Origin of the sequence: Aeromonas sp. R9-2 (assembly GCF_040908025.1) — a bacterium.
Classification (GTDB): Bacteria; Pseudomonadota; Gammaproteobacteria; order Enterobacterales; family Aeromonadaceae; genus Aeromonas; species Aeromonas veronii.
In genome coordinates this window covers 1-26,605 of record NZ_JBFOCX010000003.1, presented here as the reverse complement: position 1 = coordinate 26,605, position 26,605 = coordinate 1, and the positions used below count along the sequence as shown (strand labels likewise).

General features: G+C 60.4%; 27 protein-coding genes and 1 pseudogene. 10 read left to right on the top strand and 18 right to left on the bottom strand.

Annotation, left to right across the window (positions count from 1 at the left end; all coding sequences use genetic code 11):
- The 8 genes from AB5Y71_RS01020 to putP all read right to left on the bottom strand — a co-directional run bounded on the left by AB5Y71_RS01020 (position 1) and on the right by putP (position 6,355).
- Entirely contained in the window at positions 1-582 is a 582-nt protein-coding gene (locus AB5Y71_RS01020) for a YqaA family protein (RefSeq protein ID WP_181222734.1), read from the bottom strand.
- The gene (locus AB5Y71_RS01015; protein ID WP_005335507.1) at positions 579-1,196 is read right to left on the bottom strand and encodes a protein-L-isoaspartate(D-aspartate) O-methyltransferase; all 618 of its coding nucleotides are present in this window, start codon (positions 1,194-1,196) and stop codon (positions 579-581) included. The genes AB5Y71_RS01020 and AB5Y71_RS01015 overlap by 4 nt, the downstream gene beginning before the upstream one ends.
- Positions 1,197-1,203: 7 nt before the next feature.
- Positions 1,204-1,965, bottom strand: coding sequence for a 5'/3'-nucleotidase SurE (gene surE / locus AB5Y71_RS01010; protein ID WP_005335515.1), 762 nt, complete (start codon positions 1,963-1,965; stop codon positions 1,204-1,206).
- Positions 1,946-3,004: a tRNA pseudouridine(13) synthase TruD gene (gene truD, locus AB5Y71_RS01005; protein WP_182963293.1), complete on the bottom strand. Its 1,059-nt coding sequence runs from the start codon at positions 3,002-3,004 to the stop codon at positions 1,946-1,948. Before truD ends, surE begins: the two co-directional genes overlap by 20 nt.
- Positions 3,004-3,480: a 2-C-methyl-D-erythritol 2,4-cyclodiphosphate synthase gene (gene ispF / locus AB5Y71_RS01000; RefSeq protein WP_368170781.1), complete on the bottom strand. Its 477-nt coding sequence runs from the start codon at positions 3,478-3,480 to the stop codon at positions 3,004-3,006. Before ispF ends, truD begins: the two co-directional genes overlap by 1 nt.
- Before the next feature lie 146 nt (positions 3,481-3,626).
- Entirely contained in the window at positions 3,627-4,319 is a 693-nt protein-coding gene (ispD, locus tag AB5Y71_RS00995; protein ID WP_368170780.1) for a 2-C-methyl-D-erythritol 4-phosphate cytidylyltransferase, read from the bottom strand.
- Positions 4,312-4,629, bottom strand: a complete 318-nt coding sequence (gene ftsB, locus AB5Y71_RS00990; RefSeq protein ID WP_005335520.1) for a cell division protein FtsB — start codon at positions 4,627-4,629, stop codon at positions 4,312-4,314. The genes ispD and ftsB overlap by 8 nt, the downstream gene beginning before the upstream one ends.
- Before the next feature lie 208 nt (positions 4,630-4,837).
- Positions 4,838-6,355, bottom strand: a complete 1,518-nt coding sequence (putP, locus tag AB5Y71_RS00985; RefSeq protein ID WP_026035040.1) for a sodium/proline symporter PutP — start codon at positions 6,353-6,355, stop codon at positions 4,838-4,840.
- 326 nt (positions 6,356-6,681) lie between these two features.
- Between putP and AB5Y71_RS00980 the strand changes: the two genes are divergently transcribed.
- Complete coding sequence (locus AB5Y71_RS00980) at positions 6,682-7,575, top strand: VirK/YbjX family protein (protein ID WP_368170779.1); 894 nt, start codon at positions 6,682-6,684, stop codon at positions 7,573-7,575.
- 69 nt (positions 7,576-7,644) lie between these two features.
- On the opposite strand, the gene AB5Y71_RS00975 is transcribed toward AB5Y71_RS00980, so the two are convergent.
- The 8 genes from AB5Y71_RS00975 to AB5Y71_RS00940 all read right to left on the bottom strand — a co-directional run bounded on the left by AB5Y71_RS00975 (position 7,645) and on the right by AB5Y71_RS00940 (position 15,722).
- Complete coding sequence (locus AB5Y71_RS00975) at positions 7,645-8,571, bottom strand: L,D-transpeptidase family protein (RefSeq protein WP_368170778.1); 927 nt, start codon at positions 8,569-8,571, stop codon at positions 7,645-7,647.
- 187 nt (positions 8,572-8,758) lie between these two features.
- Positions 8,759-10,000, bottom strand: a complete 1,242-nt coding sequence (locus AB5Y71_RS00970) for a mechanosensitive ion channel family protein (RefSeq protein ID WP_068977713.1) — start codon at positions 9,998-10,000, stop codon at positions 8,759-8,761.
- A gap of 141 nt (positions 10,001-10,141) precedes the next feature.
- On the bottom strand, positions 10,142-11,341 hold the full coding sequence (locus AB5Y71_RS00965; RefSeq protein WP_368170777.1) for an acetate kinase: 1,200 nt from the start codon (positions 11,339-11,341) through the stop codon (positions 10,142-10,144).
- Positions 11,342-11,562: 221 nt separating this feature from the next.
- Positions 11,563-12,033: a YhcH/YjgK/YiaL family protein gene (locus AB5Y71_RS00960; protein WP_019445320.1), complete on the bottom strand. Its 471-nt coding sequence runs from the start codon at positions 12,031-12,033 to the stop codon at positions 11,563-11,565.
- 314 nt (positions 12,034-12,347) lie between these two features.
- On the bottom strand, positions 12,348-13,454 hold the full coding sequence (locus AB5Y71_RS00955) for a 1-acyl-sn-glycerol-3-phosphate acyltransferase (protein ID WP_005362790.1): 1,107 nt from the start codon (positions 13,452-13,454) through the stop codon (positions 12,348-12,350).
- 130 nt (positions 13,455-13,584) lie between these two features.
- On the bottom strand, positions 13,585-14,283 hold the full coding sequence (locus AB5Y71_RS00950; RefSeq protein ID WP_368170776.1) for an aspartate/glutamate racemase family protein: 699 nt from the start codon (positions 14,281-14,283) through the stop codon (positions 13,585-13,587).
- 126 nt (positions 14,284-14,409) lie between these two features.
- On the bottom strand, positions 14,410-15,000 hold the full coding sequence (locus AB5Y71_RS00945; RefSeq protein ID WP_368170775.1) for a LysE family translocator: 591 nt from the start codon (positions 14,998-15,000) through the stop codon (positions 14,410-14,412).
- A 125-nt stretch (positions 15,001-15,125) separates the two neighbouring features.
- Positions 15,126-15,722, bottom strand: coding sequence for a LysE family translocator (locus tag AB5Y71_RS00940; protein WP_005335536.1), 597 nt, complete (start codon positions 15,720-15,722; stop codon positions 15,126-15,128).
- Positions 15,723-15,838: 116 nt separating this feature from the next.
- Between AB5Y71_RS00940 and AB5Y71_RS00935 the strand changes: the two genes are divergently transcribed.
- The 3 genes from AB5Y71_RS00935 to AB5Y71_RS00925 all read left to right on the top strand — a co-directional run bounded on the left by AB5Y71_RS00935 (position 15,839) and on the right by AB5Y71_RS00925 (position 19,567).
- Positions 15,839-17,215, top strand: coding sequence for a PLP-dependent aminotransferase family protein (locus AB5Y71_RS00935; protein WP_368170774.1), 1,377 nt, complete (start codon positions 15,839-15,841; stop codon positions 17,213-17,215).
- A gap of 54 nt (positions 17,216-17,269) precedes the next feature.
- Positions 17,270-17,737, top strand: a complete 468-nt coding sequence (locus AB5Y71_RS00930; protein ID WP_368170773.1) for a hypothetical protein — start codon at positions 17,270-17,272, stop codon at positions 17,735-17,737.
- Between the two features lie 168 nt (positions 17,738-17,905).
- Complete coding sequence (locus AB5Y71_RS00925; protein ID WP_368170772.1) at positions 17,906-19,567, top strand: hypothetical protein; 1,662 nt, start codon at positions 17,906-17,908, stop codon at positions 19,565-19,567.
- A gap of 115 nt (positions 19,568-19,682) precedes the next feature.
- Here the strand turns inward: AB5Y71_RS00925 and AB5Y71_RS00920 are convergent, their stop codons facing one another.
- Positions 19,683-20,096, bottom strand: a complete 414-nt coding sequence (locus AB5Y71_RS00920; protein WP_040068349.1) for a CBS domain-containing protein — start codon at positions 20,094-20,096, stop codon at positions 19,683-19,685.
- 154 nt (positions 20,097-20,250) lie between these two features.
- Between AB5Y71_RS00920 and AB5Y71_RS00915 the strand changes: the two genes are divergently transcribed.
- From AB5Y71_RS00915 to AB5Y71_RS00900, 4 genes are all read left to right on the top strand, one after another.
- Entirely contained in the window at positions 20,251-22,161 is a 1,911-nt protein-coding gene (locus AB5Y71_RS00915; protein ID WP_368170771.1) for an ABC transporter ATP-binding protein, read from the top strand.
- Positions 22,154-22,615 carry a DUF2390 domain-containing protein gene (locus AB5Y71_RS00910; protein WP_247823428.1) on the top strand — a complete coding sequence of 154 codons (462 nt, stop codon included), beginning with the start codon at positions 22,154-22,156 and terminating at the stop codon, positions 22,613-22,615. The genes AB5Y71_RS00915 and AB5Y71_RS00910 overlap by 8 nt, the downstream gene beginning before the upstream one ends.
- On the top strand, positions 22,609-23,463 hold the full coding sequence (locus tag AB5Y71_RS00905; protein ID WP_201954290.1) for a 23S rRNA (adenine(2030)-N(6))-methyltransferase RlmJ: 855 nt from the start codon (positions 22,609-22,611) through the stop codon (positions 23,461-23,463). Before AB5Y71_RS00910 ends, AB5Y71_RS00905 begins: the two co-directional genes overlap by 7 nt.
- Before the next feature lie 741 nt (positions 23,464-24,204).
- On the top strand, positions 24,205-24,810 hold the full coding sequence (locus tag AB5Y71_RS00900) for an HD domain-containing protein (RefSeq protein ID WP_159157601.1): 606 nt from the start codon (positions 24,205-24,207) through the stop codon (positions 24,808-24,810).
- An 82-nt stretch (positions 24,811-24,892) separates the two neighbouring features.
- Here the strand turns inward: AB5Y71_RS00900 and AB5Y71_RS00895 are convergent.
- A pseudogene (locus AB5Y71_RS00895) lies at positions 24,893-25,099 on the bottom strand (hypothetical protein).
- 191 nt (positions 25,100-25,290) lie between these two features.
- Between AB5Y71_RS00895 and AB5Y71_RS00890 the strand changes: the two are divergent.
- Positions 25,291-25,656, top strand: a complete 366-nt coding sequence (locus AB5Y71_RS00890) for a DUF2061 domain-containing protein (RefSeq protein ID WP_005343334.1) — start codon at positions 25,291-25,293, stop codon at positions 25,654-25,656.
- Between the two features lie 186 nt (positions 25,657-25,842).
- Positions 25,843-26,439 carry an MliC family protein gene (locus AB5Y71_RS00885; RefSeq protein ID WP_368170770.1) on the top strand — a complete coding sequence of 199 codons (597 nt, stop codon included), beginning with the start codon at positions 25,843-25,845 and terminating at the stop codon, positions 26,437-26,439.
- Positions 26,440-26,605 lie beyond the last annotated feature (166 nt).

Here is a 26,605-nt window from a genome sequence, read left to right as displayed (position 1 = left end):
TTAACGACTAAACCAGAGATAGGCCACCACGGCCAGACCAATACAGAGCCAACCGAGCACATCTACGTAGTGCATCAGTTTGCGTTCCATCTTCTCGCCACCCCAACGCATCAGGCCCGCAACCAGGAAAAAGCGCATGCCACGACCGATGAGGGAGGTGATGATGAAGGGCAGCAGAGCCATTTGCAACAACCCTGCCGTCACGGTAAACACCTTGTAGGGGATAGGGGTGAAGCTGGCAATGAAAATGACCCAGATCCCCCACTGCTCAAACCAGTTGCGAGCAATCTCGATCTTGTCCTGATAGCCCACAGACTCCACCAGTGGCAGCACGACCGGATCCCACAGGGCATAGCCAAGGGCATAGCCAAACAGGGCGCCCAGCACAGAGAAGAGGGTGGCCAGCGTGGCGTAGTGCCACGCCTTGTGGGGCTTGGCGAGCGCCATCGGCGCCAGCATCACATCCACCGGGATCGGCCAGAATACCGACTCGATGAAAGCGGTGATGGAGAGATACCAGGGGGCATGCTTGTGGCGAGCCCACTGCATCACCAGTACGTACAAACGGGAAAACAACTTCACTCAACATCTCCGTCAATCAGGGGAACAAAACGTACCGGCTCCAGAATACGGCTGGTCAGCTGGGATCCGGATCGTTCGATCAGCTGCAGGGTCTGCTGGCTGTCACCCACGGGCAACACCAGTCGGCCCCCTTCGGCCAGCTGATCGGTGAGCGCCGTCGGGATCTCGCTCGCCGCGGCCGTCACCAGAATGGCATCATAAGGCCCCTTGTTGGGCCACCCCAGCCAGCCGTTGCCGTGCTTGGCCGAGACATTGTGCAGATCGAGCTGGCGCAGTCGGCGCCGGGCCTGGAACTGCAGCGACTTGATCCGCTCAACGGTATACACATGCTCCACCAGATGGGCGAGGATCGCCGTCTGGTAGCCCGAGCCAGTGCCAATCTCCAGCACATGGGCCGGATTGTTTTGCATCAGCAACTCGGTCATTCGCGCCACCATATAGGGCTGCGAAATGGTCTGGCCGTGGCCAATGGGCAGGGCGGTGTTGTCCCACGCCTTGTGCGCCATGGCCTCGTCCACGAACAGCTGGCGCGGCACTTTCGCGATGGTCGCCAGCACACGAAAATCGCGAATATCCTGCGCAATGAGCTGATTTAACAGGCGCTGTACTATCACACCACCCTCATCCCTGCAGATCTAACCAGGCCCCCAGACCGGCGAGACTGTCATAGGCAGTCATATCGATGGTCAGGGGGGTAATCGAGACATAGCCCTGCTCGATGGCAGCAAAATCGGTGCCTTCACCGGCATCCTGCTGGCTACCGGGGGGGCCGATCCAGTAGATGGGCTGGCCACGGGGATCCTCGGTGCAGATCACCGACTCCGCCCGGTGGCGATTGCCAAGGCGGGTGGTCTTGATCCCCTTGATCTGCTCGAGGGGCAAGTCCGGCACGTTGACGTTGAGGATCTGATCGGCAGGCAGGGGGTGTTTCATCAGCCCCTTCACCAGCAGGGCCGCATAGTGGGCCGCCGTGGCAAAGTGGGTCTTGCCCACCAGCGAGATGGCGATGGAGGGGTAGCCAAGATGGCGCCCCTCGGTGGCCGCGGCGACCGTGCCCGAGTAGATGACATCATCCCCCAGGTTGGCACCGTGGTTGATGCCGGCAACCACCATGTCGGGTTCAGGACGCACCAGCTCGTTGACCGCCAGATGCACGCAGTCGGTCGGCGTTCCCTTCACCGCATAGCTCTCGCACCCATTAAAGCCGTTTTCTGCGATGCGGGTAACCCGCAGCGGTACTTCCAGCGTCAGGGAGTGACTCGCGCCGCTGCGATTGCGATCCGGCGCCACCACAATGACCTCGCCGCAGGCACGCAGCGCCTCGCTGAGGGCACGAATGCCCTCGGCATGCACACCATCATCATTACTGACCAGAATTCGCATCGGTCTGATTCCTGAAACCGTGATCGGCCTCTTCGGCCTGCATTAACTCGCGCACCACGCTGGTGGCAAACGCGCCCGCCGGCAGGAAGAAGGAGAGGGTCAGCGCCTCGCCGTCCAACTGCCAGCTCATCAGCTCCGGCTTGAGCAGCAGGGGGCGCCTGTCCTGATCCAGCCCGGCTTTCTCCAGCCCGTCACACCAATCGCTGTAAGGGGCCAGCACGCCCTGCTCGAACTCGGCAGCGGCACCCTGACTGGCCAGACGGCCACGGCCCCACTGGGGCGCGGTAAGCTGCACGTCGCCGGAGGCGAGACGCGCTTCCAGCTCGGGGGTCACGCTCTCTTCGCTGAAGATGGAGTGGCTGCCCTTGAGCATCACGCAATCACCGGCCAGCAGCTGATGAGCCAGCCCCTGCTCGATACGGGCGCTGACAATGGCGTTGAACAGCATGCTGCGGGCGGCAGAGAGGTAGAGGGAGCGCTTGTTGCGATCCTTGATCCGCTTGCCGGCAAACATCGCCTTGGCCGCTTCCAGGTTGTTGCCATCGCGGCCAAAACGCTGCTCACCATAGTAATTGGGCACGCCCTGAGTGGCGATGGCCTGCAGGCGCGCTTCCAGCCCGTCGGCCTGTTCCAGACCGGTGAGACGCAGGGTGAAGTGGTTGCCCTTGAGGTAGCCAACCCGCAATTTGCGGTTGTGACGCCTGGCTTGCAGGATCTGGATGCTGTCGCTCTCGATAACCGACAAGTCCGGTTCGGCCTTGCCCGGCAGGTGAATGCCGAACCACTGCTCGGTCACCGCGTGACGATCTTTCAGGCCCGCCCAGGTCACCGCATTGCGGTTGACTCCGGCCGCATCGGCCAGCAGACCCGCTACCCAGGCGGTGTTTTCACCGGTTTTGCGCACCCGGACGAAGATGTGCTCCCCTTCACCGCAGGGCTCGAAGCCGAGATCTTCATTCACCACGAAGTCGGCGGCCTCGGCCTTGAGGATACCGCGGGCGGTGGGCGCCCCGTGCAGATAGGCAAGTTGTTCCAGCATTATTGTTTCACCAGTAGGACGACGGCTTCGGTGGCGATCCCTTCCTTGCGCCCCGTAAACCCAAGCTGTTCGGTGGTGGTCGCCTTGACGTTCACCCGGTTCAAATCACATTGCAGATCGGCGGCCAGCACGGCGCACATGGCGTCGATATGGGGGGCCATTTTGGGGGCCTGGGCGATGATGGTCACATCCAGGTTGCCGATGGCATACCCCGCCTTCTGTACCTTGGCAAAGACATCCCGCAGCAGGATGCGACTGTCGATCCCCTTGAACTCGGCAGCGGTATCGGGGAAGTGGCGACCGATGTCACCGGCACCGATAGCCCCCAGCAGGGCATCGCTCACCGCGTGCAGCACCACATCGCCGTCAGAGTGGGCAACCAGCCCCTGCTCGTAGGGAACCGGCACGCCACCCAGCATGCAGGGGCCAACACCACCAAATTTATGAACATCAAAACCATGACCAATGCGCATCATCAGCGGCAACCTCCCAACATGCTGAAACCAACCCCATCAATTTTGTGTACGTCCACACCATGTCCAATCCGGATCATGCTAACTCCTTGTTCGGGCCTGTTTGTTCGAGACACTCTGCTCTGAACGGTCTGTTCTGACTGAGGGGCTTATGACTGCTGGCTTAAAAACAGCCCCGCCAGCGACAAATCTTCCGGCCGGGTCACTTTGATATTGTCGGCGCGCCCCTCCACCATCCGCACCGTGAATCCGGCCCGCTCCATGGCGGAGGCCTCATCGGTGATGGTGGCGCCCAGCAGCAGCCCCTCTTCGAGCGCCCGCTTCAGGGCACGGATCGGGAACATCTGCGGCGTCAGGGCATGCCAGAGCTGCTCGCGCTCGACGGTAGCGATGATATTGCCCTCCCCATCGGAGCGTTTCATGGTATCGCGCACCCGACTGCCGAGAATGGCGCCGCCACAGCCCATGGCCGCGGCAATCAGCGCATCGAGATCGCCGTGAGTCAGACAGGGACGGGCCGCATCGTGCACCAGCACCCACTCCCCTTGTGCCACATGGAGACCATTGAGGACGGAAAAGGCGCGCTCGGCGCCTCCCTCTACCCGCACAATGCGCGGGTCGGCCGCCACGGGCAGGGCCTCGAACCAGCGATCATGGGGCGCCAGCGCCACGATCACCTGGGCGATGGCCGGGTGGGAGAGCAGCCGCTCCAGGGTATGTTCGAGAATGGTTTTACCCGCCAGTTGCAGGTACTGCTTGGGGCAATCAGCCCCCATTCGGCTGCCGATACCGGCGGCAGGGACGATCGCCGTCAGGCCGGATACCCGGCTGGCATCAGTCATCGTAGGGCTCATCGTCCGGCGCTGTCTCTTTGTCTTTCTCTTTGGGGATGATCCGGTAGAAGGTCTCCCCCTGCTTGATGTAACCCAGATCGTTGCGCGACAACTCCTCGATGGCCTCGAGGCCAGAGGTGAGATCATCTATCTCGCGGTAAATGAGGTCGTTACGATCCTTGAGAGTCTGGTTGTCCCGCTGTTGCTGCGAGATGGCCTCCGACAGGTTCTGATAATCGGATAGCCCGTTCTTCCCCAGCCAGAGGTCATATTGCAGTCCCCCCAGCAGGAGGATCAGGATCAGGGTGAATAGCCGCATGCACTAGGTCTCCTTCAGGCGGCCTAGTGTCCCATATTCGGTGCCAAGACAAAAGAAAGCGAGCACCCGGGAGCCACCGGCCGAACATAAAAAAGTGCCCAAGAGTGAATCAGATAGCACAAAGCCCCGCCAAACCGGTGCAAGGATAGCCAACCAGGGCGCTCCTTGTCCGGGGGCGGGGCTCTCAATCAGAAAGCGGTAAGGGGGATCAGTTCACCACGACTGGTTCTCCCGCGCTCTCGGCCGGGGTGTTGTACTCCTCCTCGGCATCGCGGAAACGCTCCAGCATCGCTTTTGAGGGCGCTTCGCCCAGCAGACTGCCCACCACGATGGCCAGCAGTGCGAACAGGAAGCCCGGAATGATCTCATACAGCCCCAGCCAGCCGAACTGCTTCCAGACGATGACGGTGATGGCACCGACCAGCATGCCCGCCAGCGCGCCGTTGCGGGTCATTCGCGGCCAGAGCACAGAGAGCAGCACCACGGGACCAAAGGCGGCACCGAAACCGGCCCAGGCGTAGCTCACCAGCCCCAGCACCCGGTTTTCCGGATTCATGGCGACGGCGATGGCAATCACCGCGATCAGCAGCACCATCAGGCGCCCCACCCACACCAGCTCACGCTGGGAGGCATTCTTGCGCAGGAAGGGCTTGTAGAGATCCTCGGTAATGGCGCTGGAGCAGACCAGTAATTGACAACTTAGAGTGCTCATTACCGCCGCCAGAATAGCGGAGAGCAGCACACCGGCGATCCAGGGGTTGAACAGGATTTTGGAGAGCTCGATAAAGACCCGTTCCGGGTTGCCGGTCACTCCAGCCGCCACTTCCGGGAAGCGGGCGAAGTAGGCCAGCCCGAAGAAGCCGATGGCCACCGCACCTGCGAGGCAGAACACCATCCATGTCATGCTGATGCGGCGGGCATTGGCCATGGAGTGGTGGGAGTCGGCTGCCATGAAGCGGGCCAGAATGTGTGGCTGACCGAAGTAACCAAGGCCCCAGGCCATCAGCGAGACAATGGCGATCACATCCAGATTCTTGAACATGTCGAGGTTGGTGGCGCTCTTGGCGGCCACCTCGATCATGGCGCTATCCACCCCGCCGACGGCGATGATGACGAAGACCGGGGTCAGGATCAGGGCAAAGATCATCAGGGTCGCCTGCACCGTGTCGGTCCAGCTCACCGCGAGGAAGCCGCCGAAGAAGGTGTAGGTAATGGTGGCGGCGGCACCGACCCAGAGGGCGGTGTTGTAATCCATGCCGAAGGTGCTCTCGAACAGACGGGCACCGGCCACCACGCCGGAGGCGCAATAGATGGTGAAGAAGAGCAGGATCACCAACGCAGAGAGGATCCGCAGCACCTTGCTGTGATCTTCAAAGCGATAGGTAAAATAGTCCGGCAGGGTCAGGGCATTGCGGTTCTTCTCGGTATGTACCCGCAGGCGACCCGCTACCCAGCGCCAGTTGAGGTAGGCACCGATCACCAGACCGATGGCGATCCAGCTCTCGGAGATGCCGCTGACGAAGACGGCGCCGGGCAGCCCCATCAGCAACCAGCCGCTCATGTCGGAGGCGCCGGCAGAGAGGGCTGTGACCCAGCTCCCCATCCGGCGACCGCCCAGAATGTAGTCATCAAAGTTGCGGGTGGCGCGATAGGCGACGAAGCCGATCAACACCATTCCGAGGATATACACCAGGAAGGTGATTAACATGGGTGTGCTAGCTGTCATGCAAAACTCCGTTTTGTGTCATTTTCTGCCCGCTCTGGTGACGGGCTCATCCCTAAAAAACCGGCCTAGCTTAATCAGCCGTTCGCGCCAGCTCAACCACTTTTAACAAACACAAAACACAATAAAAACCTTTGCGCATCAAATCATCTGCCGCATCAAGAGGATGGCGCCAGATTTCCTGCCGTGGCCGTGGCGGTCATCTCGCCGCGCCAGCCGCTACTGAGCGTTATGTTTTCACATTTTGTTACTATCCATTTTTTTACAAGCCAGCGCCCCGCTCCTACACTCCCCGCCCTGTCTCATTACACCAGTCAGAGGTCGGCACCATGTCATCTCATCTGTCACACCTGCGAACCCTCGCCCGCCGCCTTCACCCGGTGGAGGAGTCGGGTCATCTCATCCGACGGGCCAAGTATGTGGGGCGTCTCTGGCTCAATCCCGGCGCCCGCGCCCTCTATCGCCAGCAGCAGGAGCAACCGCTGCTGGCGCAGGCGATCAGCCGCTTCCCCGATATTCTGGAAAAGCCGATCCACCCCTATCGCCACAAGGGGCTCCGCAAGCGCCTGCGAGCGGGGCTTATCAGCGGCCACTACCAGCAGCTGGCACGTCAGCTGCCCAAGGCGCAACAGCTGGCAATCTACAGCGGGCGCGGCCTGCTGCTGGCCCAATGGCAGAGCGACAAGCTGACTGCACCGCTGACCCTGCAACTGGATTACCAAACCCACATGGGCAAAGAGGGGGAGATGAGCCTGACCCTCAAGCTGGGTGACGCGGCGCTCTATTACATGGCCCTCAATCTGCGCCCCGCGCCGAACCCGACCCTCGAAATCTGCTCGCTGCAGGGCGGCAAGGGGCAGAACGAGGAGATCAAACAGGTCACCAAAGCGTGCGGCGGGCTGCGCCCCATGTCCCTGCTGGTCTATATGGCTGCCAAGCTGGCCCGGGGATTGGCGTGCAACACTCTGCTCGGGATCCGCACCCAAAGCCACGTCTATCAGAGCAACAAACGCACTGCCGATCGGGTCAAGTTCGACCTCGACGGCTTGTGGCAGGAGCATCAGGGCTGCGTGCAAGATGAACTCTGGATGAGCCTGCCGCTGGAAGTGCCCCGCAAGACGCTGGAGGAGATCCCCTCCCGCAAGCGGGCCAGCTACAAGGCGCGCTACCAGCTGCTCGATCAGCTCGGCAGCGAGCTGCAGGCAAATCTGCTGCGAAGCTGAATCAGCACAGCAGAAACACAAAGGGCGAACAGCATGCTGTTCGCCCTTTGTCATGACGGGGATTTGCCCTTAGCGGTTGATTGCCATCGGCATGCCGTTGCGCTGCTCCAGCGCCTGCTTCACCAGTTGGGAGTCGCTGTCGGCGTGGGCAATGAAGCGGGTCACCGCCGGAGTCATCGGCAGCGGTGCCGGCAGCTTGGAGTTGAACTCCTCCTCGCTGCGCGAAAGCGGCTGGTGCACTTCCAGATAACGGTGACCATCCTGCTCCACAGAGGCCTTGATCGGCTGGTTGACGAACTGCACGCGCGTGCCGACCGGTACCTGCTTGAACAGGTAGGCGATGTCGTCGTTACGCAGACGCACACAACCGTGGCTCACCCGCAGGCCGATGCCGAAGTTGGCGTTGGTACCGTGGATGGCGTACATCTTGCCGATGTAGAGGGCGAACAGCCCCATGGGGTTATCCGGGCCAGCTGGCCATACCGCCGGCAGACTCTTGCCATTGGCGGCATATTCAGCGTGCATCTTGGCGGTCGGAGTCCAGGTCGGGCCCGCTTTCTTGCGCTGTACGCTGGTCACCCAGTTTTCCGGGGTGTCGGTGCCGAGCTGGCCGATGCCGATGGGCAGCACTTCCACCACTTTTTTACCCTTGGGGTAGTAGTAGAGGCGCATTTCGGCCACGTTGAGCACCAACCCTTCCCGCGGGGCATCCGGCAGGATCAGCTGCTGGGGGATCACCAGCTTCTCGCCGGTCTGTACCAGCAGGGGATCCGCATCGGGGTTGGCTTCAGTCATGTTGGTGAGCCCCAGCTGGAATTTTGCCGCAATGGCCTCCAGCGGCTGGCCGTTCTCTTCAGCCGGAACCACGTATTCCAGATTTTCCCCTACCAGACGGCTGTTGGCCGCAGGCAGAGCATATTCAACAGCGAAAACCGGCGCAGCGGTCAGCAGCAGGCTGTAGCAGAGGGTTGCCACACTATTGCGAAGGAGCTTCATAACTTTCCCATGATGATGACTTGAAGTGACGTCTCTGGGCTGGCAGCTGATCAAGCTGGGATCAGGGGCGCGAAGAGAAGGCCGCCATTTTTCTCCTCTGCACGCCAAATTTCAACCGACAAGTAGCGATGGGTCGATGATTAATATACGGATTTTTCCGCGTCCTCGACCCGCCCGATCTCCTTGCTTATCCCCGTTGCCAGCCACGCATGTCGTAACCTGTGGGAGATTGATGCAACCGCAGATGAAATTGCTCAATAACGGCAAATATATGGTCGAAAATATCGGCCTGTATCCCTTCGTAATCGGCCCATGCGGTCGTCGCGGTAAAGCAGTAAATCTCCAGCGGCAGGCCATCTGAAGTGGGCGCCAGCTGGCGCACCATCAGGGTCATCTCCTTGCGAATGCCGGTGTGGGCGCGCAGGTAGGCATCCAGATAGGCACGCAGGGTACCGAGGTTGGTGAGGTGGCGACCGTTGATGGGGCAGCTCAAGGCATCGCTCAACTGCTGGTTGTAGGCGCTCAGCTCCTGCTCCTTGCGGCTGAGATAGGGTGCCAGCAGTTGCGCCTGCTTGAGCTGCAACTGCTCCTCGGCAGTCAGAAAGCGCACGCTGGTCATGTCGATATTGACGCTGCGCTTGATGCGGCGGCCGCCCGATTCGGTCATCCCCTGCCAGTTCTTGAAGGAGTCGGAGATCAGGGCATAGGTGGGAATGGTGGTGATGGTCTTGTCCCAGTTTGACACCTTGACCGTGGTGAGGCCGATGTCGGTCACCTCACCATCGGCGCCGTACTTGTCCATCTGCAGCCAGTTGCCGACGCTCAGCATCCGGTTGGCGGAGAGCTGGATCCCCGCCACCAGCCCGAGGATGGGGTCCTTGAACACCAACATCAGCACCGCAGTCATGGCACCCAGACCGCTGAACAGGAACAGCGGCGACTTGCCAAGCAGCAGGGCAATCATCAGGATGCCCACCAGAATGCTGCCTACCAGCTTGGCCCCCTGGAAGATGCCGCGCAGGGGCAAATCCCGGCCAAGCCGGGTGTAGCGGCTCACCGACAACACGCAGTCGAGCAGGGCGAAGAAGGCCAGCAACAGGAACAGCAGGATCCAGAACTGCGCCACCATCTCGATAAGCTTGAGGCTATCCGATTGACGGGGCAGCCAGATCTCTGCCTGACCGAGCAGCACAGCCCCCTGCAGCACGAAGGCGAGCCGGTTGAAGAGGCGCTGTTGCAGCTCGGGCGGCAGCCACACCTGCTTGGCCTTGCCGAGGAGCCCCACCAGCCGCACCAGCAACACCCGGTGCAGCACCATGTGCAGCAGCAACGAGGTGATGACGATAAAACCCAGCGCGATCACCAGCGCCATCAGGTTGGTCACTTCCACCCCAAGGCCCGACAACCAGTTAAAAAACGCCTCTTTCATTGTTCTCTCCCGAACCTGGCAGCCGCTGGCTGCAAAAACAGTGAGGTCAGGGTACCGCTCCCCTCCCCCATGTCAAATCGGCGGACACCAGAAACGACAACGCCCGGCACAGGCCGGGCGTTGTTTCAAAGCGAGGCTGACTTAGCAGACCAGGCTCAGGGCATCGCGGGCGATGACCAGTTCTTCGTTGGTCGGGATCACCAGGGCGCAACGGCTGTCGGCGGTGGTGATGCGACCTTCGCCACCCAGTACCGCGGCGTTGTTGGCCTCTTTGTCCACCTTGAAGCCGAACAGGGCCAGACGAGCCAGCACCATCTCGCGCACCATGGCGGCGTTTTCACCGATACCACCGGTGAACACCAGGGCATCCAGACGACCATCCATGGCGGCAGCATAGGCACCGACATACTTGGCAACACGGTAGGTGAAGACATCCAGCGCACGCTTGGCACCGGCGTCGGTGGCGTAGTTGCTGGTGACGTAGCGGCAATCGCTGCTCGCTTCAGTCAGGCCCAACAGACCGGATTCACGGGTCAGCACATGGTTAATCTCGTCCACGCTGTAACCGAGCTGGTCGTGCATGAAGAACACCACGGCAGGATCGATATCACCACTGCGGGTACCCATCGCCAGCCCTTCCAGCGGAGTCAGCCCCATGGAGGTGTCAACAGACTCGCCGTTCTTGATGGCGCAAACAGAGGCACCGTTGCCCAGGTGGCAGTTGATGATGTTCAACTCATGCAACGGCTTGCCCAGCTCCTTGGCCACTTCTTCCGCGATATAGCGGTGGGAAGTGCCGTGGGCGCCGTAACGACGAATGCCGTGTTCACGATAGAGCTTGTGCGGCAGCGCATAGAGGTATGCCTCTTGCGGCAGAGTCTGGTGGAAGGCGGTGTCGAAGACGGCCACGTTCTTCTCGGACAGCTGCGGGAACACTTTCAGCGCGGCGCGAATACCGATGAGGTGGGCCGGGTTATGCAGCGGGGCGAACGGAATGGCGGCTTCGATACCGGCGATCACGCCGTCATCGATACGCACGGAGCGGGAGAACTGCTCGCCACCGTGTACGATTCGGTGACCGATGGCCACCAGTTGCTCGGCAAGAGTCGGATCCTGCGGCAGGATGTGACCCACGATATGGTCGAGGGCCTCCTGGTGAGCGGCACCCGCTCCCAGCATGGCTTCGCCCTTGACCCCGTGGAGTTTCCATTTGATACGTGCATCATCCAGATTGAAGCATTCGGCCAGGCCGGACAGCATGTCCTCACCTGTTTCGGCGTCCATTACGGCAAATTTCAGGGAAGAGCTACCGCAGTTAAGGATCAATACCAACTTGCTCATTTTCTACATCTTCCTGTGCTTCGGCTTTATGCCGACAGTGTCGTGTCATCCAAAAGAGGATGGGATTCCCCTGCCGGGGGCTTATGGTCGCAGGAGGGTGCGTCCAATTTTTCAATTCTTGCTCTTGAAAGAGTCATCGCAACTTGTGGTGCGTATCACTGGTTTCAATGCTTGCGAGCCTCAACGCATCAGCTGCGCAGGGCTCGCCTCAATGGGAATGCTCAGGCGATAGCCAGCAGATCCTTGTGTACCTTGACCACCAGCTTCTTCACCTTGGCGGGCTGGTTGAAGGTACAGAGCGGGCGGTGCAGTTCGCCCGGCCAGAAGATGGCGAAATCGCCCGGTTGCAGCGCCAGATAGCTGGTCTGCTCGTCATCGACAAACCAGAGGTCGGGATGGGGATGATCGGCGCCGTCGCTCACATAGTCGTGGGGGCCCACACCTATCCACTCTTCACCGCGCAGTAGCAACTGGATATCGAGATACTGCTGATGGAATTCGCCACGGCGATCCGCGGCTGGCTCGGTCAGATCCTCGCTCACCAGACAGAACAGGTTGAGGCCATCGATCTCGGTCTTGCCGAGCGGAGCGTCACCCCAGTGAGCCACGCTCTTCACCACCTCGGCCATAATGCGGGCCAGCGGGGCGGGCAGCGGCGTTCGCTGCAGGGTGTTCAGGCTACCGGTGATCATGGCGTCTGTTTCCTGTTAGGTATATCTGGACGGCATCTTTGCCCGCCAATGAAAAAGGACCTGTGACAGGTCCTTCAATAATGCCGTCTGCAATCCGTGCAAACAGGTTTAGAGCTTTTGCTCATGTTCAGCTATATGGGCACTGTTACACACTCGTCAGCACCTTGCCAAGAGACATAATCCCATTTTCATAGTGATCGTACCAGCTGAAACCATATTATTCACCACCCTTTCTCCCTCGACTTTGACCAGACGCAAAAACGGGCGCATCAGCGCCCGTTTTTTTCGCAAAACCGTTTAACAACCGGTTTCATTCAAGCCTTTTTGGCGTTTTCCACCGGTTTTGCGTACATGGCTCGCCAGATCGCCTTGTGCTCTTCCGGCACCTCTGACTGACGGGTCAGGAAGGCCGCCTGCTCGATGGTGTTGGCCTTGCCGGAGACATCGGCCGCCAGATAGTTGCTGGGGAAGAGGTGGTAGCTGCTCCAGATCGCCTTGTCGATCAGCGCGGCCAGTTCGTCCGGATCGCTGAAGCCCTCGGTAATGGGGGCGCCGAAGGAGACGTGTACCCGCCCCTTCATGCCGACGATACCGGCGACGATACTCTCGATATCCTCGAACTCGCCCTTCTCGTAGCTGCCGTTGACCGACTTCTCGTAGAGCTCGCGCGCCTTCGCCTTGTCGGTGGGGTCGAGCTCATAGCTGATGCTGACCGGCACGATATTGAGGCTGCGCATGTAGTCGACGAAGTCGATCTTCTGCTTCTTGCCGTCGACGTAGAACATCTTGAGGATGGCGGGATCTGTCTTGTCATCGCCATTCTTGGCGCGCCCTTCCTTCTGGGCGATCCAGATGGAGTGACCTTCGTGGACCGAGTTGCCAATATAGGCAGACAGCTCGCCGAGCGCCTTCATCATCTCCCGCGGCCCCTTGGCGGAGCGTTTGACGATAAAGCTCTTGTTGAGCTTCATCAGCTCGGTGGCGCAGGGTTTGCGCAGCAGGTTGTCACCGATGGCGATGCGCACAGTATCGAAACCGTGGGTGTGCAGCCCCCAGTTGACGAACGCCGGATCCATGGCGATGTCTCTGTGGTTGGAGACAAACAGATAGCCCTGCTCTTTCTTCAGATGCTCGATCCCGGAGAAGGTCACCCCCTTGGTGGAGGTGGCGATCATGCGGGACATATACCGGGTGACCCCCATCTGGACCTGATGCACAGTGGTCACTTTTGACCATTTGCGGCGCAGGAACAGGCGGATCATCGGGCGGATGGCCCAACCCAGCCAGCTCATCAGGGAACCGAAACGATACTTGGCGATGGCGCCGATAAATTCATCATCCTGGATCAGCCGTTCGATGGCTGCCGGCACTTCTTCATCGCGGTAGGGGCGAATATCCGCGAATCTATCTACTTCAGTCACAATATCAGCCTTGCATGCTAGGAAACCGCAGCCAACCCGCGTTGGCCGGGGAAAATTCAGGGCGCAATTTTACACGCTTTTATGGCAAGGGGTATGAGACAAGCATGAATAGTGAGATCTGACCAGTTTATTAATCGGATGCCAGTGCCAGCGCGACCGCCGCTTCGGCATGGATGGCGGTGGTGTCGTAGAGCGGCACTGCCGCCCGGGCATCCCCCACCAGCAGGGCAATCTCGGTGCAGCCAAGGATCACCGCCTCGGCACCCGCGGCTGCCAGCCCCTCGATAATGGCCAGATACTCGGCCCGCGACGATTCGCGGATCTCCCCCAGACAGAGCTCGTCATAGATGATCCTGTGTACCCGCTCCCGCCCAGCCTCATCGGGTACCAGCACCGCCAACCCGAAACGCTCCTGCAAGCGCCCCTTGTAAAAATCCTGCTCCATGGTGAAGCGGGTGCCGAGCAGGCCGACCCGGGTTATCCCGTCCGCCCGTAATTTGGCCGCGGTAGCATCGGCGATATGGAGCAGCGGGATATCGATGGCCGCCTCAATCTCGGGGGCCACCTTGTGCATGGTGTTGGTGCCGATCAGCAAGAAATCGGCGCCGCCATTCTGCAACTTGCGCGCCTCCGCCGCCAGCAGGCGGGCGGTAGCGGGCCAGTCACCGGCATGCTGCAACCGCTCGATACCGGCAAAGTCGACGCTATTGAGCAGCACCCGCGCCGAGAGCAAACCGCCAAGCTGCGCCCGCACCCCGCGATTGAGCGCCTGATAGTAACTGACGGTGGACTCCCAGCTCATGCCACCCAGCAGACCGATACATTTCATATGAACTCCTTTCATCCCAAGGGAGGGCAGAACCACGCCACCTTGCAGGCAAGGCCACGCGGACGAGATAAAAAAGGCCCCGCAGGGCCAACAAGACAGCCGGTAAAGGCCCGGGCCAACCCCGAGCTAAATCCAGATCATCCCGACACAGGCGGCCGTCGCCAGCCCCATGCCGAGATTGAAACGCCGCCAGCCCCGGGCAGTGCGAATGATTTGCCGCACCTGGGCACCAAAAAGCACCCAGAACGCCCCGGTGTAGAGGCCGGTAATAAAGAAGATCACCAACACCCAGAGCGCAGAGGGCCAGTAAGCCTCCCCCGCCAGGGTGAAACCGCTGATGGCGGAGAGCGCCATCATCCATGCCTTGGGATTGAGCAGTTGCAGCATGGCCCCCTGATGGGCGGGAATGAGCGGCCGGTTGCCCTCGGCCGGGCCACTGGCCGTAGCCACCTTCCACGCCAGCCAGAGCAGATAGGCCGAACCGATAAGCTTGAGGCCGTCGTGCAGCATCGGCACCTTCTCGAACACCACGCCAAGCCCCAGCGCGGTGGCGAGGATCATCAGATTGATCCCCCCGACCACCCCAACCAGCAGGGGAATCGTGCGGCGAAAACCCTGCGCCGCCCCGGCGCTGGTGAGCAACATATTGTTGGGCCCCGGCGTGCCGCAGGTAACCAGGGCAAACCCCGCCAGGGGCAGTAACCAGTTCAGATCCATCTCAACCTCTTGTCGATGCAACGCCCCCGTTATGGGGAAAGCCTTCTAATATGCAGAGCCAACCCCGTGGCGACAAGTCAGAAATGCCTCTTTCTAGGCCATCTCCCCCTCAAGCGCAGCACGACTCAATACCAGAGCATCACCACGCAGAGCGCCGTCAGCAGGCCGAGAGAACCGTTGAGCCGTCGCCAGCCCCGATCCGAGCTGATCCAGTTGCTCAGCTGATGGCCGAACAGTACCCAGACAAAGCAGACCGGCAGGGCCACCAGCACAAACATGACCATCACTGCCAGCTGACTCGACCAGTAACTGGCGCCGGGCAGGCTGAACAGACTGATGGCGGAGATCCCCATCATCCACGCCTTGGGGTTGAGAAACTGAAAGCCCAGCCCCTCCAGCATGGTCAGCGGACGGGCCCTCCGGGCCGGATCCCCCGGCGCCCCGGCCACCGCGATACGCCACGCCAGCCAGAGCAGATAGAGGCTACCGAAGATCTGCAAACCGAGCCGCAGCAAGGGCCAGCGCTCGAACAGCGGATAAAGCCCCAGCGCCAGCACCAGTTGCAGCACCGGCTGCCCCAATCCGACCCCAAGCAGATGTGGCAGGGTGCGACGCACCCCGAAGTTGGCACCGGAGGCCGTCAACATCAGGTTGTTGGGCCCCGGCGTACCGCAGGTGAGTACGGCAAAACCGAACAGGGTGACATACCACTCCATCGTCATATTGTGACTCCTTGCTCGCCACATTGTATCGATACAATGCGTGCTATTTGGTTGTTATTAGGTTGAAATTCACGCTATATTGACAACAAATTTTGATCAATGGATTTATTGTCACCATGACAATCTGGACACCCGACCTTACGGCCTTCGATGGCCCCCTCTACCTCAAGCTGGTCAAAGCGATCGAACAGGGGATCGCGAATGGCGAGCTGCCAACGCAGACCCGATTGCCTACCCACCGATCCCTGGCGGATCGTCTGGGTGTCACCGTCGGCACCGTCACCCGCGCCTACAGCGAGGCGGAGCGGCGCGGCCTGCTGGCCGCCCGGGTGGGCCACGGCACCTGGGTCAAGGGAGCGAACACGGATCCCGCCAATGAGTGGGTGATCCGCCAGGAGGAGGGGCACCGCATCGAGCTGTGGCAGAACCTGCCGGTGCAGCTGGATCGGGCGGCCATCATTCGCCCCATGCTGGGGGAAGTGGCGGACGGGGATCTCAACGCCCTGCTCGGCTACGACAAGGAGGCGGGACGGCCGGATCAGCGCCAGCAGTTCGTCAACTGGCTGGCGGAGCAAGGGGTGGCCTGCAGTGAGGATCGCCTGCTGTTCAGCCACGGCGCCCAGCACGGCATCATGCTGGCGCTGCTGGCTACCAATTGCGTGGGGGAAACCATCCTGTGCGAAGGGCTGAGCTACCCCGGTATGCTGGGTAACGCTCGCCAACTGAAGAATCAGGTGGTGGGGCTCGCGATGGACGAGGAGGGGCTACTGCCCGAGGCGCTGGACGCCGCCTGCCGCACCCGCCGGGCCAAGCTGCTCTACCTCACCCCGACCCTGCAAAACCCCACCACCGCCATCATGAGTCTGGCGCGGCGGGAGGCCATCGTCGCCATCGCCCGTCGCCACGATCTGCTGATCATCGAGGATGACGTCAACGGCCTGCTGCCCCAGCAACCGGTGATCCCTCTGGTCAATCTGGCGCCGGAGCGGGTCATCTATCTGGGTAGTCTGGCCAAGATCGCCTGCGGCGGTCTGCGGGTGGGCTTCGTGCTGACGCCCCCGGCCCTGCGTAGCACCTTCGCCCAGACTATGCGGCTGTCGAGCTGGATGGTGAGCCCGCTGCTGATCGAGCTCGCCTGCAAAATGGTCAGTCAGCGCCAGATCATGCCGCTGGTCGAGCAGCAGCGGGAGATCCTCAAACGCCGTGGCGAACTGCTGCGCCACCTGCTGCCTGCCGCCCGCTGGCAGCCTGGCAGCATGCACGCCTGGCTGCCGCTGCCGGAGCCCTGGCGCAGCCAGCAGTTTGCCGCTGCCGCCGATGCCCTTGACGTTGGCGTGGCGAGCGGGGAACACTTCGCCGCCGGTCAGTTTGCCGCTCCGCAGGGGGTGCGCCTGAGCCTGAGCCAACCCGCCACCGACGCCCGGGTCGGCGAGGGGCTGGCCCGTCTGGCCCAACTGCTGCAGGGGACGCCCCCCAGCAATCCCCTGCTATAGTCAGGGCCAACCGACCTGACCTTCACGCTTCATCGTCATAGCCAAGGAGATGCCGTGCCCCCCATCAGAGCCGCCCTGCTGCTTGCCACCCTGTTGCTGGGTGGCTGTGCCTCGTCAACGACCCACCAGCAGCTGGGGGCCGCGCTCAATGGACTGGAAGGGGAGTTGCAACGGCTGGAAGAGGAGCTGGCGGCGATGAACGGCTTGCACTATCAAAAGGCGATCGATGCGCCGCTCAGTTTGCGCCGTGCACTCGGGGCGCTGCAGCCCACCCCAGAGGGGCTGGTGCCGGTGGCCAGCAAGCTGGAGGATGGGCCACTCCTGCGCTATCAATACCGTCTGCCTGCAGGTATGGCGAGTCTGCCTCAGGACAACCTCTGCCAGCGCTACGAGTTCGAGCTGCGTCATCTGGGCCGCCTTGGCAAGCTGGAATTAAGCTGGCTGGGGGAACAGGGCAAAGGGTCGCGACTGTTCCGCCAGAGCGATTGCCCCTTCGGGACGCAGATCCACCCTCGGCAATAACAGGTTGCCGCCCTGAGCGATGGCATAACCGATTGAAATAACAGCCCATAGTGCGCCCTCCAGCACCCTGCTGGCTACTGTCAGCTTTTCACTCAGCGAGTGCTGTGCCTATGTTCCTCTTGGGTCTACCATAATCAACCTAATGGTTTGCTCACAGGAAGTACCTGCATGACGATACTGCTGCTCGAAGAGGATCCCCTGCTCCGTAGCGCCATCACCCGGGAACTGACCGAACAGGGGGTGCCCGCCGACCGGATCCACTACCACAGCCATCCAAACCACGAGCGCAGTGGCCTGCTGGCCCTGATGCAACAGCACGCCTTCGACGCCATCATCTGTCAGCAGGACAAGCAGCAGGATCTTGACGGAGCCCGGCTGCTGCACGAAGCGCACTATCTCGGCCTGCTGCAGCCCGGTTGCGTATTACTGCTGCTCGATGCCGATCAGAACGAGCAGGAGTTTCTCCCCTCGGATCTCTACTTCTCCCTCTATCTGCCCCTCCCCTTCATGACCCAGCAGCTCACCGCGGTGCTCGGCCAGCTGGTGAAGTTAAGCAATCTGACCCGCACGCTGGCCGCCCCCATTCTGCTGCGGGAGTGGCAACTGGCTACCGCCCTCTGCGAAGACTTGCTGTTTCAACGGGAGAATCGCTCGCTGACCCCCTGGCTGGATCGGCTCAAGGGCTACCTGCTGCTGCAATCGACCGAGCGGATCACCGCCGCCCAGCACTATGCCCTCTGTGCCAACGAATATCAGGCGAGCTGGCCAAGGGCCGGGCTCTTCTACGCCATGCTGGGGCTCGGCAAATTACAAAGCGCCCGGATCGACTTGCAGCGCCATCAAGCCAGCGTCTCGATGGCCACCCGGCTGGAGCTGCAACTCGCCAGCCAGCTGCATCAGCATCACTGGCTGGCGGCGTGGGAGACCATGGGAGAGCTGCTGCAGATCCGCCCCCATCAGCCGCGCTGGCATCAGCTGGCGATGTTGCTCGGGCTGGTGCTGCAAGATGAGGAGAAGGTGCTGGAGCAGGCCAACAGCCTGACCCTGCGCCACTTCGGCGAGCAGCGCGTCCGGCTCGCCATCGACAGCTTCATGCTCAATGCCAGTCTGGCGGTGCTGTGGCACGCCCCCTCCAGCAACCGGATCCGCTCCCTGCAACAGGAGTGGGAGCACCTCAAACGCACCGTCCACCTGCAACCCCACGAATATGAGCTGCTGCAGGCGTTGATGCTGGGGCTGGATTACCGCTTCGACGAGGCGCTGATCCTGATTGCCCACCACCAGCCGGATGAGGGGAACAACAACCACCTCATCCTGCTGCTCGGCTTTGCGGTCAGCCAGTTCTGCGGTTTGCCCCACCACGCCCAGCGCTACCTGACCCAACTGACCCAATACCGCGTCAGGGTGGCGCCCCACCCGCTCACCCGCCAACTGTTCCACCATCTGGTGGCCGAGCTGGGCCAGCGCCTGACGGCGAGAGAACAACGGCTGAGCGAACTGCGCCAGCTGCGCCACAAGGCGATGCAGGCCAGCCAGTATCAGACAGCCCTGCAAGCGGGCTTGCAGCTGCTGGAGGAGTTCCCCGCCCTGCCGGGCGATGCCTGGCAACTGCTGGAGCTGCTGCAACACTGTTGGCCAGCGGGTATGGCCGCCCCCAGGGTGGCGCTGCTGGTCGATACCCTGGAGCGGCGCCTCAAGCACAGCCCCGCGTTTCTCGATCAGCATGCCCAGCAGTACCAGCGCACCCTGCAGGAGATCCGCACTCATCTTCAGCCGCACCTCTCCGGCAGCGGCCCCTCCTGTCTTGTCGCAGGGCAGCCCGAGCCATGATGATGCCGACAGCGCGCAAACCGGCATTGTCGGCAAAGCCAATATAGAGAGAGGGGAGCCTTGGCTCCCCTCTCTCTATTTGTTCTCTGTCAGCTGATGGCGATGAGCGTTGGGCTCAAACCAGCGCGTCACTCTCCAGCGCCGCCTTGAGAAAATCTTTCCAGCTGATAATGCCGACCAGGGCGCCATTCTCCAGCACCGGCAGGCAGGAGACCCCCTTCTCCAGCATCAGCTTGACGCCGTCGCGCACAGTGAGATGGGGTGCGATGGTGACGAGCTGACGACTCATGATCTGGTGGGCCCGCTTGTTGAGGGTTTCGGTATCGCGGCTCATCTCGGCTTCGGAGTCGAGATAGGGGCTGATGGCGCGGAACAGATCCCGATCCGAGATGACCCCCACCAGCTCCTCCTCTTCCAGCACCAGCAGGTGGCGAAAGTGTGCCTGCTCGAAGATATCCCTGATGACTCGGAGTCGATCATCCATTGAAACGGTGGCGACCCGGGTCGTCATAATATCCCTGATATGCATGCTAACCTCCCGTAACCAAACTGGTTTCTCTGTTATGGCATGTTTTTGCAGCGCCAGCCAGTGGCCAGCCCTTCGCTACAGTGCAAATCAGCGTCATTTCACGTAAGATCCGCGCCAGTTTTTCTCCTCCATTTTGAGCAAGCAGATCCCACCCATGATAGTTGCCAGTCAAATCGAACTGATCCGCGGCGGCCGCAAGCTGCTGGACAACGCCTCCGCCACCATTCACCCCGGCCACAAAGTGGGTCTGGTGGGCAAAAACGGCTGTGGCAAGTCCACCTTTTTTGCACTGGTACGGGGCGAGCTGGCCATCGACAGCGGCACCTTCAGCCTGCCCGCTGGCTGGCAGATTGCGGGCGTGGCGCAGGAGACTCCGGCGCTCGACTGCTCCGCCCTCGACTACGTGATCGACGGCGACAAGGAGTTCCGCTCGCTGGAAGCCCAGCTGGCGCAAGCCGAGCAGGATGACAATGGGCTGCTGGTGGCCGAGCTGCACGGTCGCCTCGATACCATCGGCGCCTACAGCATTCGCGCCCGCGCCGCCGAGCTGCTGCACGGCCTCGGTTTCAGCGATGAGCAGTTGAGCTCGCCGGTGCGCAGCTTCTCCGGTGGCTGGCGCATGCGCCTCAACCTCGCTCAGGCGCTGCTCTGCCGCTCCGATCTGCTGCTGCTCGATGAACCGACCAACCACCTAGATCTGGACGCGGTGATCTGGCTGGAGAAGTGGCTCAAGGGTTATCAGGGCACGCTGGTGCTCATCTCTCACGACCGCGATTTCCTCGACTCGGTCATCAGCCGCATCATCCATATCGAGAACGGCAAGCTCAACGAGTACACCGGCGGCTACTCCGACTTCGAACTGCAGCGCGCCGAACATCTGGCCCAGCAGCAGTCGATGTACGAGAAGCAGCAGCGGGAGATGTCCCACATGCAGGCGTATGTGGACCGCTTCCGCTACAAGGCCTCCAAGGCCCGTCAGGCCCAGAGCCGCCTGAAAGCGATGGAGCGGATGGAGAAGATCCTGCCCGCCCACGCCGACTCCGAATTCAGCTTCGAGTTTCGCGAGCCGTCGGCCCTGCCGACCCCGCTCATCGCCATGGAGAACCTCTCTGCCGGTTACAGCGACAAGGTGATCCTGGAGAAGATCAAACTCAATCTGGTACCGGGTTCGCGCATCGGTCTGCTCGGCCGCAACGGCGCCGGTAAATCCACCTTTATCAAGATGCTGTCGGGCTCCAACCCGCCGCTCTCCGGCAAGCTCGAAGTGAGCGCCGGGGTGAGCATCGGCTACTTCGCCCAGCATCAGCTGGAGACCCTGCGTCTCGATGATTCCCCGCTCGATCATCTGGCCCGCCTCGCGCCGGACAAGACCGAGCAGGAGCTGCGCAACTATCTGGGCAGCTTCGGTTTTCACGGAGACAAGGCGCTCGACAAGGTGGCGCCCTTCTCCGGTGGCGAAAAAGCGCGGCTGGTGCTGGCGCTGATCACCTGGCAAAAGCCTAACCTCCTGCTGCTGGATGAACCGACCAACCACCTGGATCTGGAGATGCGCCACGCCCTCACCATGGCGCTGCAAGGCTTCGAAGGGGCTATGGTAGTGGTCTCCCACGACCGTCACCTGCTGCGTACCACCACAGATGACTTCTATCTGGTGCACGGTGGCCGGGTCGAGCCGTTCGACGGCGATCTGGACGACTACCACAAGTGGCTCGGCGAACAGGAGAAAGAGGCCAACGCCAAACCGGCGGATGGCCCCGTCTCCGCCAACTCGGCAGTGGCGCGCAAGGATCAGAAGCGGCGCGAGGCGGAGTTCCGCCAGCAGACCCGTCCCCTGCGCCAGAAGCTGGAAAAGCTCGAAGCGAGCATGGAGAAGCTGCAAGGCAAGCTTGGCGACATAGAGAGCCAACTGGCCGACCCCGCTATCTACGAAGATAGCGCTAAAACCAAGCTCTCCGAGCTGCTCAAATCCCAGGGCCCCCTCAAGGAGCAGCTGGAAGAGGTGGAGCTGGAGTGGATGAGCCTCTCCGAAGAGCTGGAAACCATGGAGCAAGCCTTCTTTGCGTGACGAACAGCTGATGGCCAGCGAGCGGGTCGCGGTCCACGAATTGCCGACGCCGATCGGCTTCTGGCACTGGAGCGGCAAAGTCTATAGTGAGCGAAGCCAGGATTGGCTCACCGTGCAGGAGCAGGGGGGCAACGTCAATCTGGCGCTGCTGCTGCACCGGCTCGATCAACTCGGCATCGTGGTCGATCTGACCGACCTGCAACCGGCACTGGTGCAGACCGAAGCAGTGCTGACCCCGTGGCGCGCCCTGCGCCAGAGCGCCAAGACGCGACTCGACGAGCAGCAGTATCAGTCGATGCTGGCCCACGAGCTGGAGCTGGAGCGGCTGCAACAGGGCGTCCTGTTGCAGACCCTGCGCAGCCTCTCCCTGTTTCGCGGCAACAGCCGCAATTTGTTGAACTATCTATCGTTACTGGGTGCCCAGCAGGGCCCCCTCAGAGATCTAATATGCTGAGCTACCGCCACGCCTTTCACGCCGGCAACCATGCCGACGTGCTGAAACACGCCGTTCAGGCCCTGATCATCGAGTCCCTCAAGAAGAAGGAGAAACCCTTCATCGTGCTGGACACCCATGCCGGTGGCGGTCTCTACGACCTTCGTGGCGACTGGTCCCAGAAGAAGGCCGAGTATGCCGATGGCATCGGCCGCCTCTGGGACGAGCGGGCCCAGTGGTCTGCCATGGCCCCCTATCTCAGCGTCATCGAAGAGATGAACCAGAACGGCGAGCTGCACTACTACCCCGGCTCGCCGGAGCTCTCCCGTCGCCTCACCCGCGAGCAGGACAAGCTGGCGCTGATGGAGCTGCACAACAACGAGGTCGAAGACCTGCGCGCCAACATGGGTTATGACCCTCGCGTCGCCGTACACCACCGTGACGGCTTCGAGGGGCTGATCGCGCTGCTGCCGCCGACTCCGCGCCGCGGGCTGGTGCTGATCGACCCGCCCTATGAGCTCAAAGAAGATTACTTCGCCGTGGTCGATACCCTGAAAAAGGCGCAGAAACGCTGGGCAACCGGCATCTATGCCCTCTGGTATCCGATCCTCGGGCAAGAAGCGGACAAATCCCGCGACATGCTGCGCGCCATCAAGCGGGAAAACTTCGGCAACGTGCTGGTGGCCGAGCTGGAAGTAGCTGGTCAGACTGCCGACTGGGGCATGAACGGTTCAGGCATGCTGATCATCAGCCCGCCCTGGATGCTGGACGAGCAGATTGAAGCCTTCCTCAAACCGCTCTGTGCCAAGCTGGCGCAGGGTGCCGGTGCCCAATACAAGGTCGAGTGGCTGAACAAGGTCGAAGAGTAAACCTGCACCAGCCCGCTCTGGCGCCCGGTCAACGCGCCTGCGAGTAGGTCACCCCAGCCGTTCACAGTGGCGGCATGGCCAGCAAAGAGAAGCCCCGTTCAGGGGCTTCTTGTTTTTTACCCGCTACCGCTTTACCCACTCACTCTTTCCCCACTAACGGTTTTCCTCACCATTTTCCTCACCAATGGCAGCACCCGCCCCATCTGCACAGCAGATCAGTCGTTATTGACCAATTAGCCGATCCAGATCAGAAATCGGCCATCTGGCCCTTTCCCTCCATCGACCCGCCGTTAATATACCCGATTGGCAACAAAGCCTCGTCGGAGTCACCCCATGAGCCATGCCAACCCCATTCGTTGGTTAAACGCAGCAGACTGGAGGCTGAAATTCAGGGGCGGTAGCCATGCCGGATGGAATGGATAAGCGAACGTAGCCCACGACTACCCAGTCAACATGGTGACAGCCTTATGCTGATTTCTGACCCGCTCACGCAGGCGTGATCTGGCGGCGCTTGCCAAGACTGCGCTGAGCACTTTTTTCACACCAATAGTAACAGCGGCACAAAAAGAGGAGGTCACGCGAATACATTCAAGTATCAGAGGTAGACTGGTAATATTTTGATTTGATTTTATTTTTCCATGTCAAAAATCAGAGCAGATCGGATTTATATGGAAGGCTCTGCTATCGGATTAGTGCCGCCCTCTATCTAATCACCGTTAAATTATCAAGAAGGAGCGAGAATTGAATTCAATTGACGATATATTTAGCTTTATTATTGAAATCGAAAAGCTTAAAAATGTACTTCGAAAAACCAAGCCTGTCGGTCTAAATCGCTTTGAAAATTCTGGTGAGCACAGCTGGCATGTTTGTCTAGTAGCATTACTTTTTAAAGAATATTCCAACTTTGAAATCAATATTGACCGTGTAATTAAAATGTTACTTATTCATGATCTTGGTGAAATTGATGCAGGAGACACAATTGTGTACTCCTGCGAAAATAAAGAAATAAAGGAATTAGAAGCTGCCAGCATCCGAAGAGTTTTTAATCTATTACCAAGTCATTTAGCTGCGGAGCTATCAGATCTTTGGCACGAATTTGAAGAAGGTATTACACCCGATTCAATTTATGCAAAATCCATAGATCGAATTCCTCCTCTACTCCACAACATATATGGAAATGGTCACAGCTGGAAAGAACACAATATCTCTGCTGCACAGGTGTATGGCCTGAATAGTAGAATCGGAAAAGGCAGTGAGTTAGTTTGGGAAAATCTTAAGCAAAAGCTAAAAACCGCTGAATCTGAGGGAATTCTTAAGCAGTACAAATCTGGGACACCACCTTTCTGAGCAAGGTGTAGCATAACCAAAACCCAAAAGATGGGTGTCCAAGGTCTGGCAACCTAGCCTGGAGCCCCCTCCGCAGCCAGCCCTATGAGCGGGCGGGCAGATCCTGTTTCAGCGCAACCAGCAACAGGGCCAGCAGGCCAAAGGGCGGAAACAGACAGAGCAGGGAGCAGATAAGGGTGACCAGCGCCGGATGCTCGCTCTTGCGGCGCGCCAGTCGTCAGGCGATGACGCCGACGATGACCATCAGCAACGCAATGAACTGGCCAAGCAGGGTGGCATTGATATTCATGAAAGATCCTTTTTCATGGGCAAGTGTGAAGAACCTGTACTTTATCGCCTTGGCTGCGATTGGCAACCGCTGAACCGCACCGGCCACTCGCCCGTCGATAGGTTCTCTCTATTTCGGCAATAGATGAGAATAGTTTTCATTTAATCTCATTTCGGCAGATACTCTCATCATCAACAGAGGGAGCCGCCATCATGAAAAAGACCATCAGCTTTGCCATCCTGCACTTCGGTGTCGCCTTTACCGTGGCCTACCTGCTGACCGGTGAGCTGCTGACCGCCAGCCTGATCGCCCTGATCGAGCCTGCCGTCAACACGGTCGCCTTCTACTTTCATGACCTTGGCTGGCACAAGCTCAAGCCAAAGCACAGCCTGCAGGCCAAGACCAGCAGCTTCGCGGTGGTCCACTTCTCGGTGGCCTTCGGGGTTGCCTTCCTGCTGAGCGGCGAGCTGCTCACCGGCGGCGTGATGGCGATGATCGAACCGGCCATCAATACCGTGGTGTTCTTCTTCCACGAGCGGTTGTGGCGCGCCCGCAGCCAGCAGCTGGCGCTGGCCTGATCAACCGGGCAACCCGCCTCCCCCTTTATCGCGGCCACAAAAAACCCGACATTCCGGCCAGGAGTGTCGGGTTTGTCCGTTTGGCAGCCATTCAGCAGTGCAAGTACGCTCGGCTCCCCTGCTGCATTGCCCTGTAGAGTGTGCTGTAGTAGGCAGATGTGCCCTCCTCATTGCTGGAATCTACCGATGAACAAGACCTTGCTTGCGACCCTGCTGTTTGCCCCTCTGCTGGCCAGCGCCGCAACCCCTTCCTTTGACTGCACCAAAGCCTCAGGAGCGGTCGAAACCCTGATCTGCAAGGATGCCGAACTGGCCGCCCTTGATAACGAACTGGCGGCCCTCTACCCCAAGGCGATTGCAGCGCTCTCTCCCGAACAGCTCAAGACTGAGCGCGCCATGCAGCGCGGCTGGATCAAGGGACGTAACGACTGCTGGAAGGGGCAGGATCTGCGCCAGTGTGTGGAGGATAACTACCTGCTGCGGATCACCGAACTGCAGATCAGCGGCGGCCAGCTGATGGTGCCGGCACCGGTCAACTACCAGTGCGGCAAGAACGTCACTCTCTCCACCTACTTCTATAACGATGCCAAGCTGCCCGCCGCGGTGATCAACCTGAGCGAGGGCGACAAGCAGCAACAAGTGCTCGCCTATGAAGCCCCCAGCGCCAGCGGCGCCCGTTATGAAGGGCAAAACCTCACCTTCTTAACCAAAGGGGACGACGCCACGCTGGAGCGTTACGGCCAGCCAACCCTCACCTGCATGGAAAATCCGACCAAGGGCTGAGGCTCATGGGGGCGGCTCGCCTTGCCGCCCCACCTTGACTAGATGGCGATATCCAGCGGTTTTCCTTCCCGCGGCGTTGTTTCCCAAATCGATGCAGCTTGAATGGAACTAACTGAGGGCTCGGTGATCTGATCATCACCATCCTCTTCAAGTCTGTATCATGGGC

What these genes read in the sequence shown, in the direction of transcription:
- surE (WP_005335515.1), bottom strand. Translation starts at nt 1,965, where the DNA reads ATGCGAATTCTGGTCAGTAATGATGATGGTGTGCATGCCGAGGGCATT.
- truD (WP_182963293.1), bottom strand. Translation starts at nt 3,004, where the DNA reads ATGCTGGAACAACTTGCCTATCTGCACGGGGCGCCCACCGCCCGCGGT.
- ispF (WP_368170781.1), bottom strand. Translation starts at nt 3,480, where the DNA reads ATGATGCGCATTGGTCATGGTTTTGATGTTCATAAATTTGGTGGTGTT.
- ispD (WP_368170780.1), bottom strand. Translation starts at nt 4,319, where the DNA reads ATGACTGATGCCAGCCGGGTATCCGGCCTGACGGCGATCGTCCCTGCC.
- ftsB (WP_005335520.1), bottom strand. Translation starts at nt 4,629, where the DNA reads ATGCGGCTATTCACCCTGATCCTGATCCTCCTGCTGGGGGGACTGCAA.
- putP (WP_026035040.1), bottom strand. Translation starts at nt 6,355, where the DNA reads ATGACAGCTAGCACACCCATGTTAATCACCTTCCTGGTGTATATCCTC.
- AB5Y71_RS00980 (WP_368170779.1), top strand. Translation starts at nt 6,682, where the DNA reads ATGTCATCTCATCTGTCACACCTGCGAACCCTCGCCCGCCGCCTTCAC.
- AB5Y71_RS00975 (WP_368170778.1), bottom strand. Translation starts at nt 8,571, where the DNA reads ATGAAGCTCCTTCGCAATAGTGTGGCAACCCTCTGCTACAGCCTGCTG.
- AB5Y71_RS00970 (WP_068977713.1), bottom strand. Translation starts at nt 10,000, where the DNA reads ATGAAAGAGGCGTTTTTTAACTGGTTGTCGGGCCTTGGGGTGGAAGTG.
- AB5Y71_RS00965 (WP_368170777.1), bottom strand. Translation starts at nt 11,341, where the DNA reads ATGAGCAAGTTGGTATTGATCCTTAACTGCGGTAGCTCTTCCCTGAAA.
- AB5Y71_RS00960 (WP_019445320.1), bottom strand. Translation starts at nt 12,033, where the DNA reads ATGATCACCGGTAGCCTGAACACCCTGCAGCGAACGCCGCTGCCCGCC.
- AB5Y71_RS00950 (WP_368170776.1), bottom strand. Translation starts at nt 14,283, where the DNA reads ATGAAATGTATCGGTCTGCTGGGTGGCATGAGCTGGGAGTCCACCGTC.
- AB5Y71_RS00945 (WP_368170775.1), bottom strand. Translation starts at nt 15,000, where the DNA reads ATGGATCTGAACTGGTTACTGCCCCTGGCGGGGTTTGCCCTGGTTACC.
- AB5Y71_RS00940 (WP_005335536.1), bottom strand. Translation starts at nt 15,722, where the DNA reads ATGACGATGGAGTGGTATGTCACCCTGTTCGGTTTTGCCGTACTCACC.
- AB5Y71_RS00935 (WP_368170774.1), top strand. Translation starts at nt 15,839, where the DNA reads ATGACAATCTGGACACCCGACCTTACGGCCTTCGATGGCCCCCTCTAC.
- AB5Y71_RS00925 (WP_368170772.1), top strand. Translation starts at nt 17,906, where the DNA reads ATGACGATACTGCTGCTCGAAGAGGATCCCCTGCTCCGTAGCGCCATC.
- AB5Y71_RS00920 (WP_040068349.1), bottom strand. Translation starts at nt 20,096, where the DNA reads ATGCATATCAGGGATATTATGACGACCCGGGTCGCCACCGTTTCAATG.
- AB5Y71_RS00915 (WP_368170771.1), top strand. Translation starts at nt 20,251, where the DNA reads ATGATAGTTGCCAGTCAAATCGAACTGATCCGCGGCGGCCGCAAGCTG.
- AB5Y71_RS00905 (WP_201954290.1), top strand. Translation starts at nt 22,609, where the DNA reads ATGCTGAGCTACCGCCACGCCTTTCACGCCGGCAACCATGCCGACGTG.
- AB5Y71_RS00890 (WP_005343334.1), top strand. Translation starts at nt 25,291, where the DNA reads ATGAAAAAGACCATCAGCTTTGCCATCCTGCACTTCGGTGTCGCCTTT.
- AB5Y71_RS00885 (WP_368170770.1), top strand. Translation starts at nt 25,843, where the DNA reads ATGAACAAGACCTTGCTTGCGACCCTGCTGTTTGCCCCTCTGCTGGCC.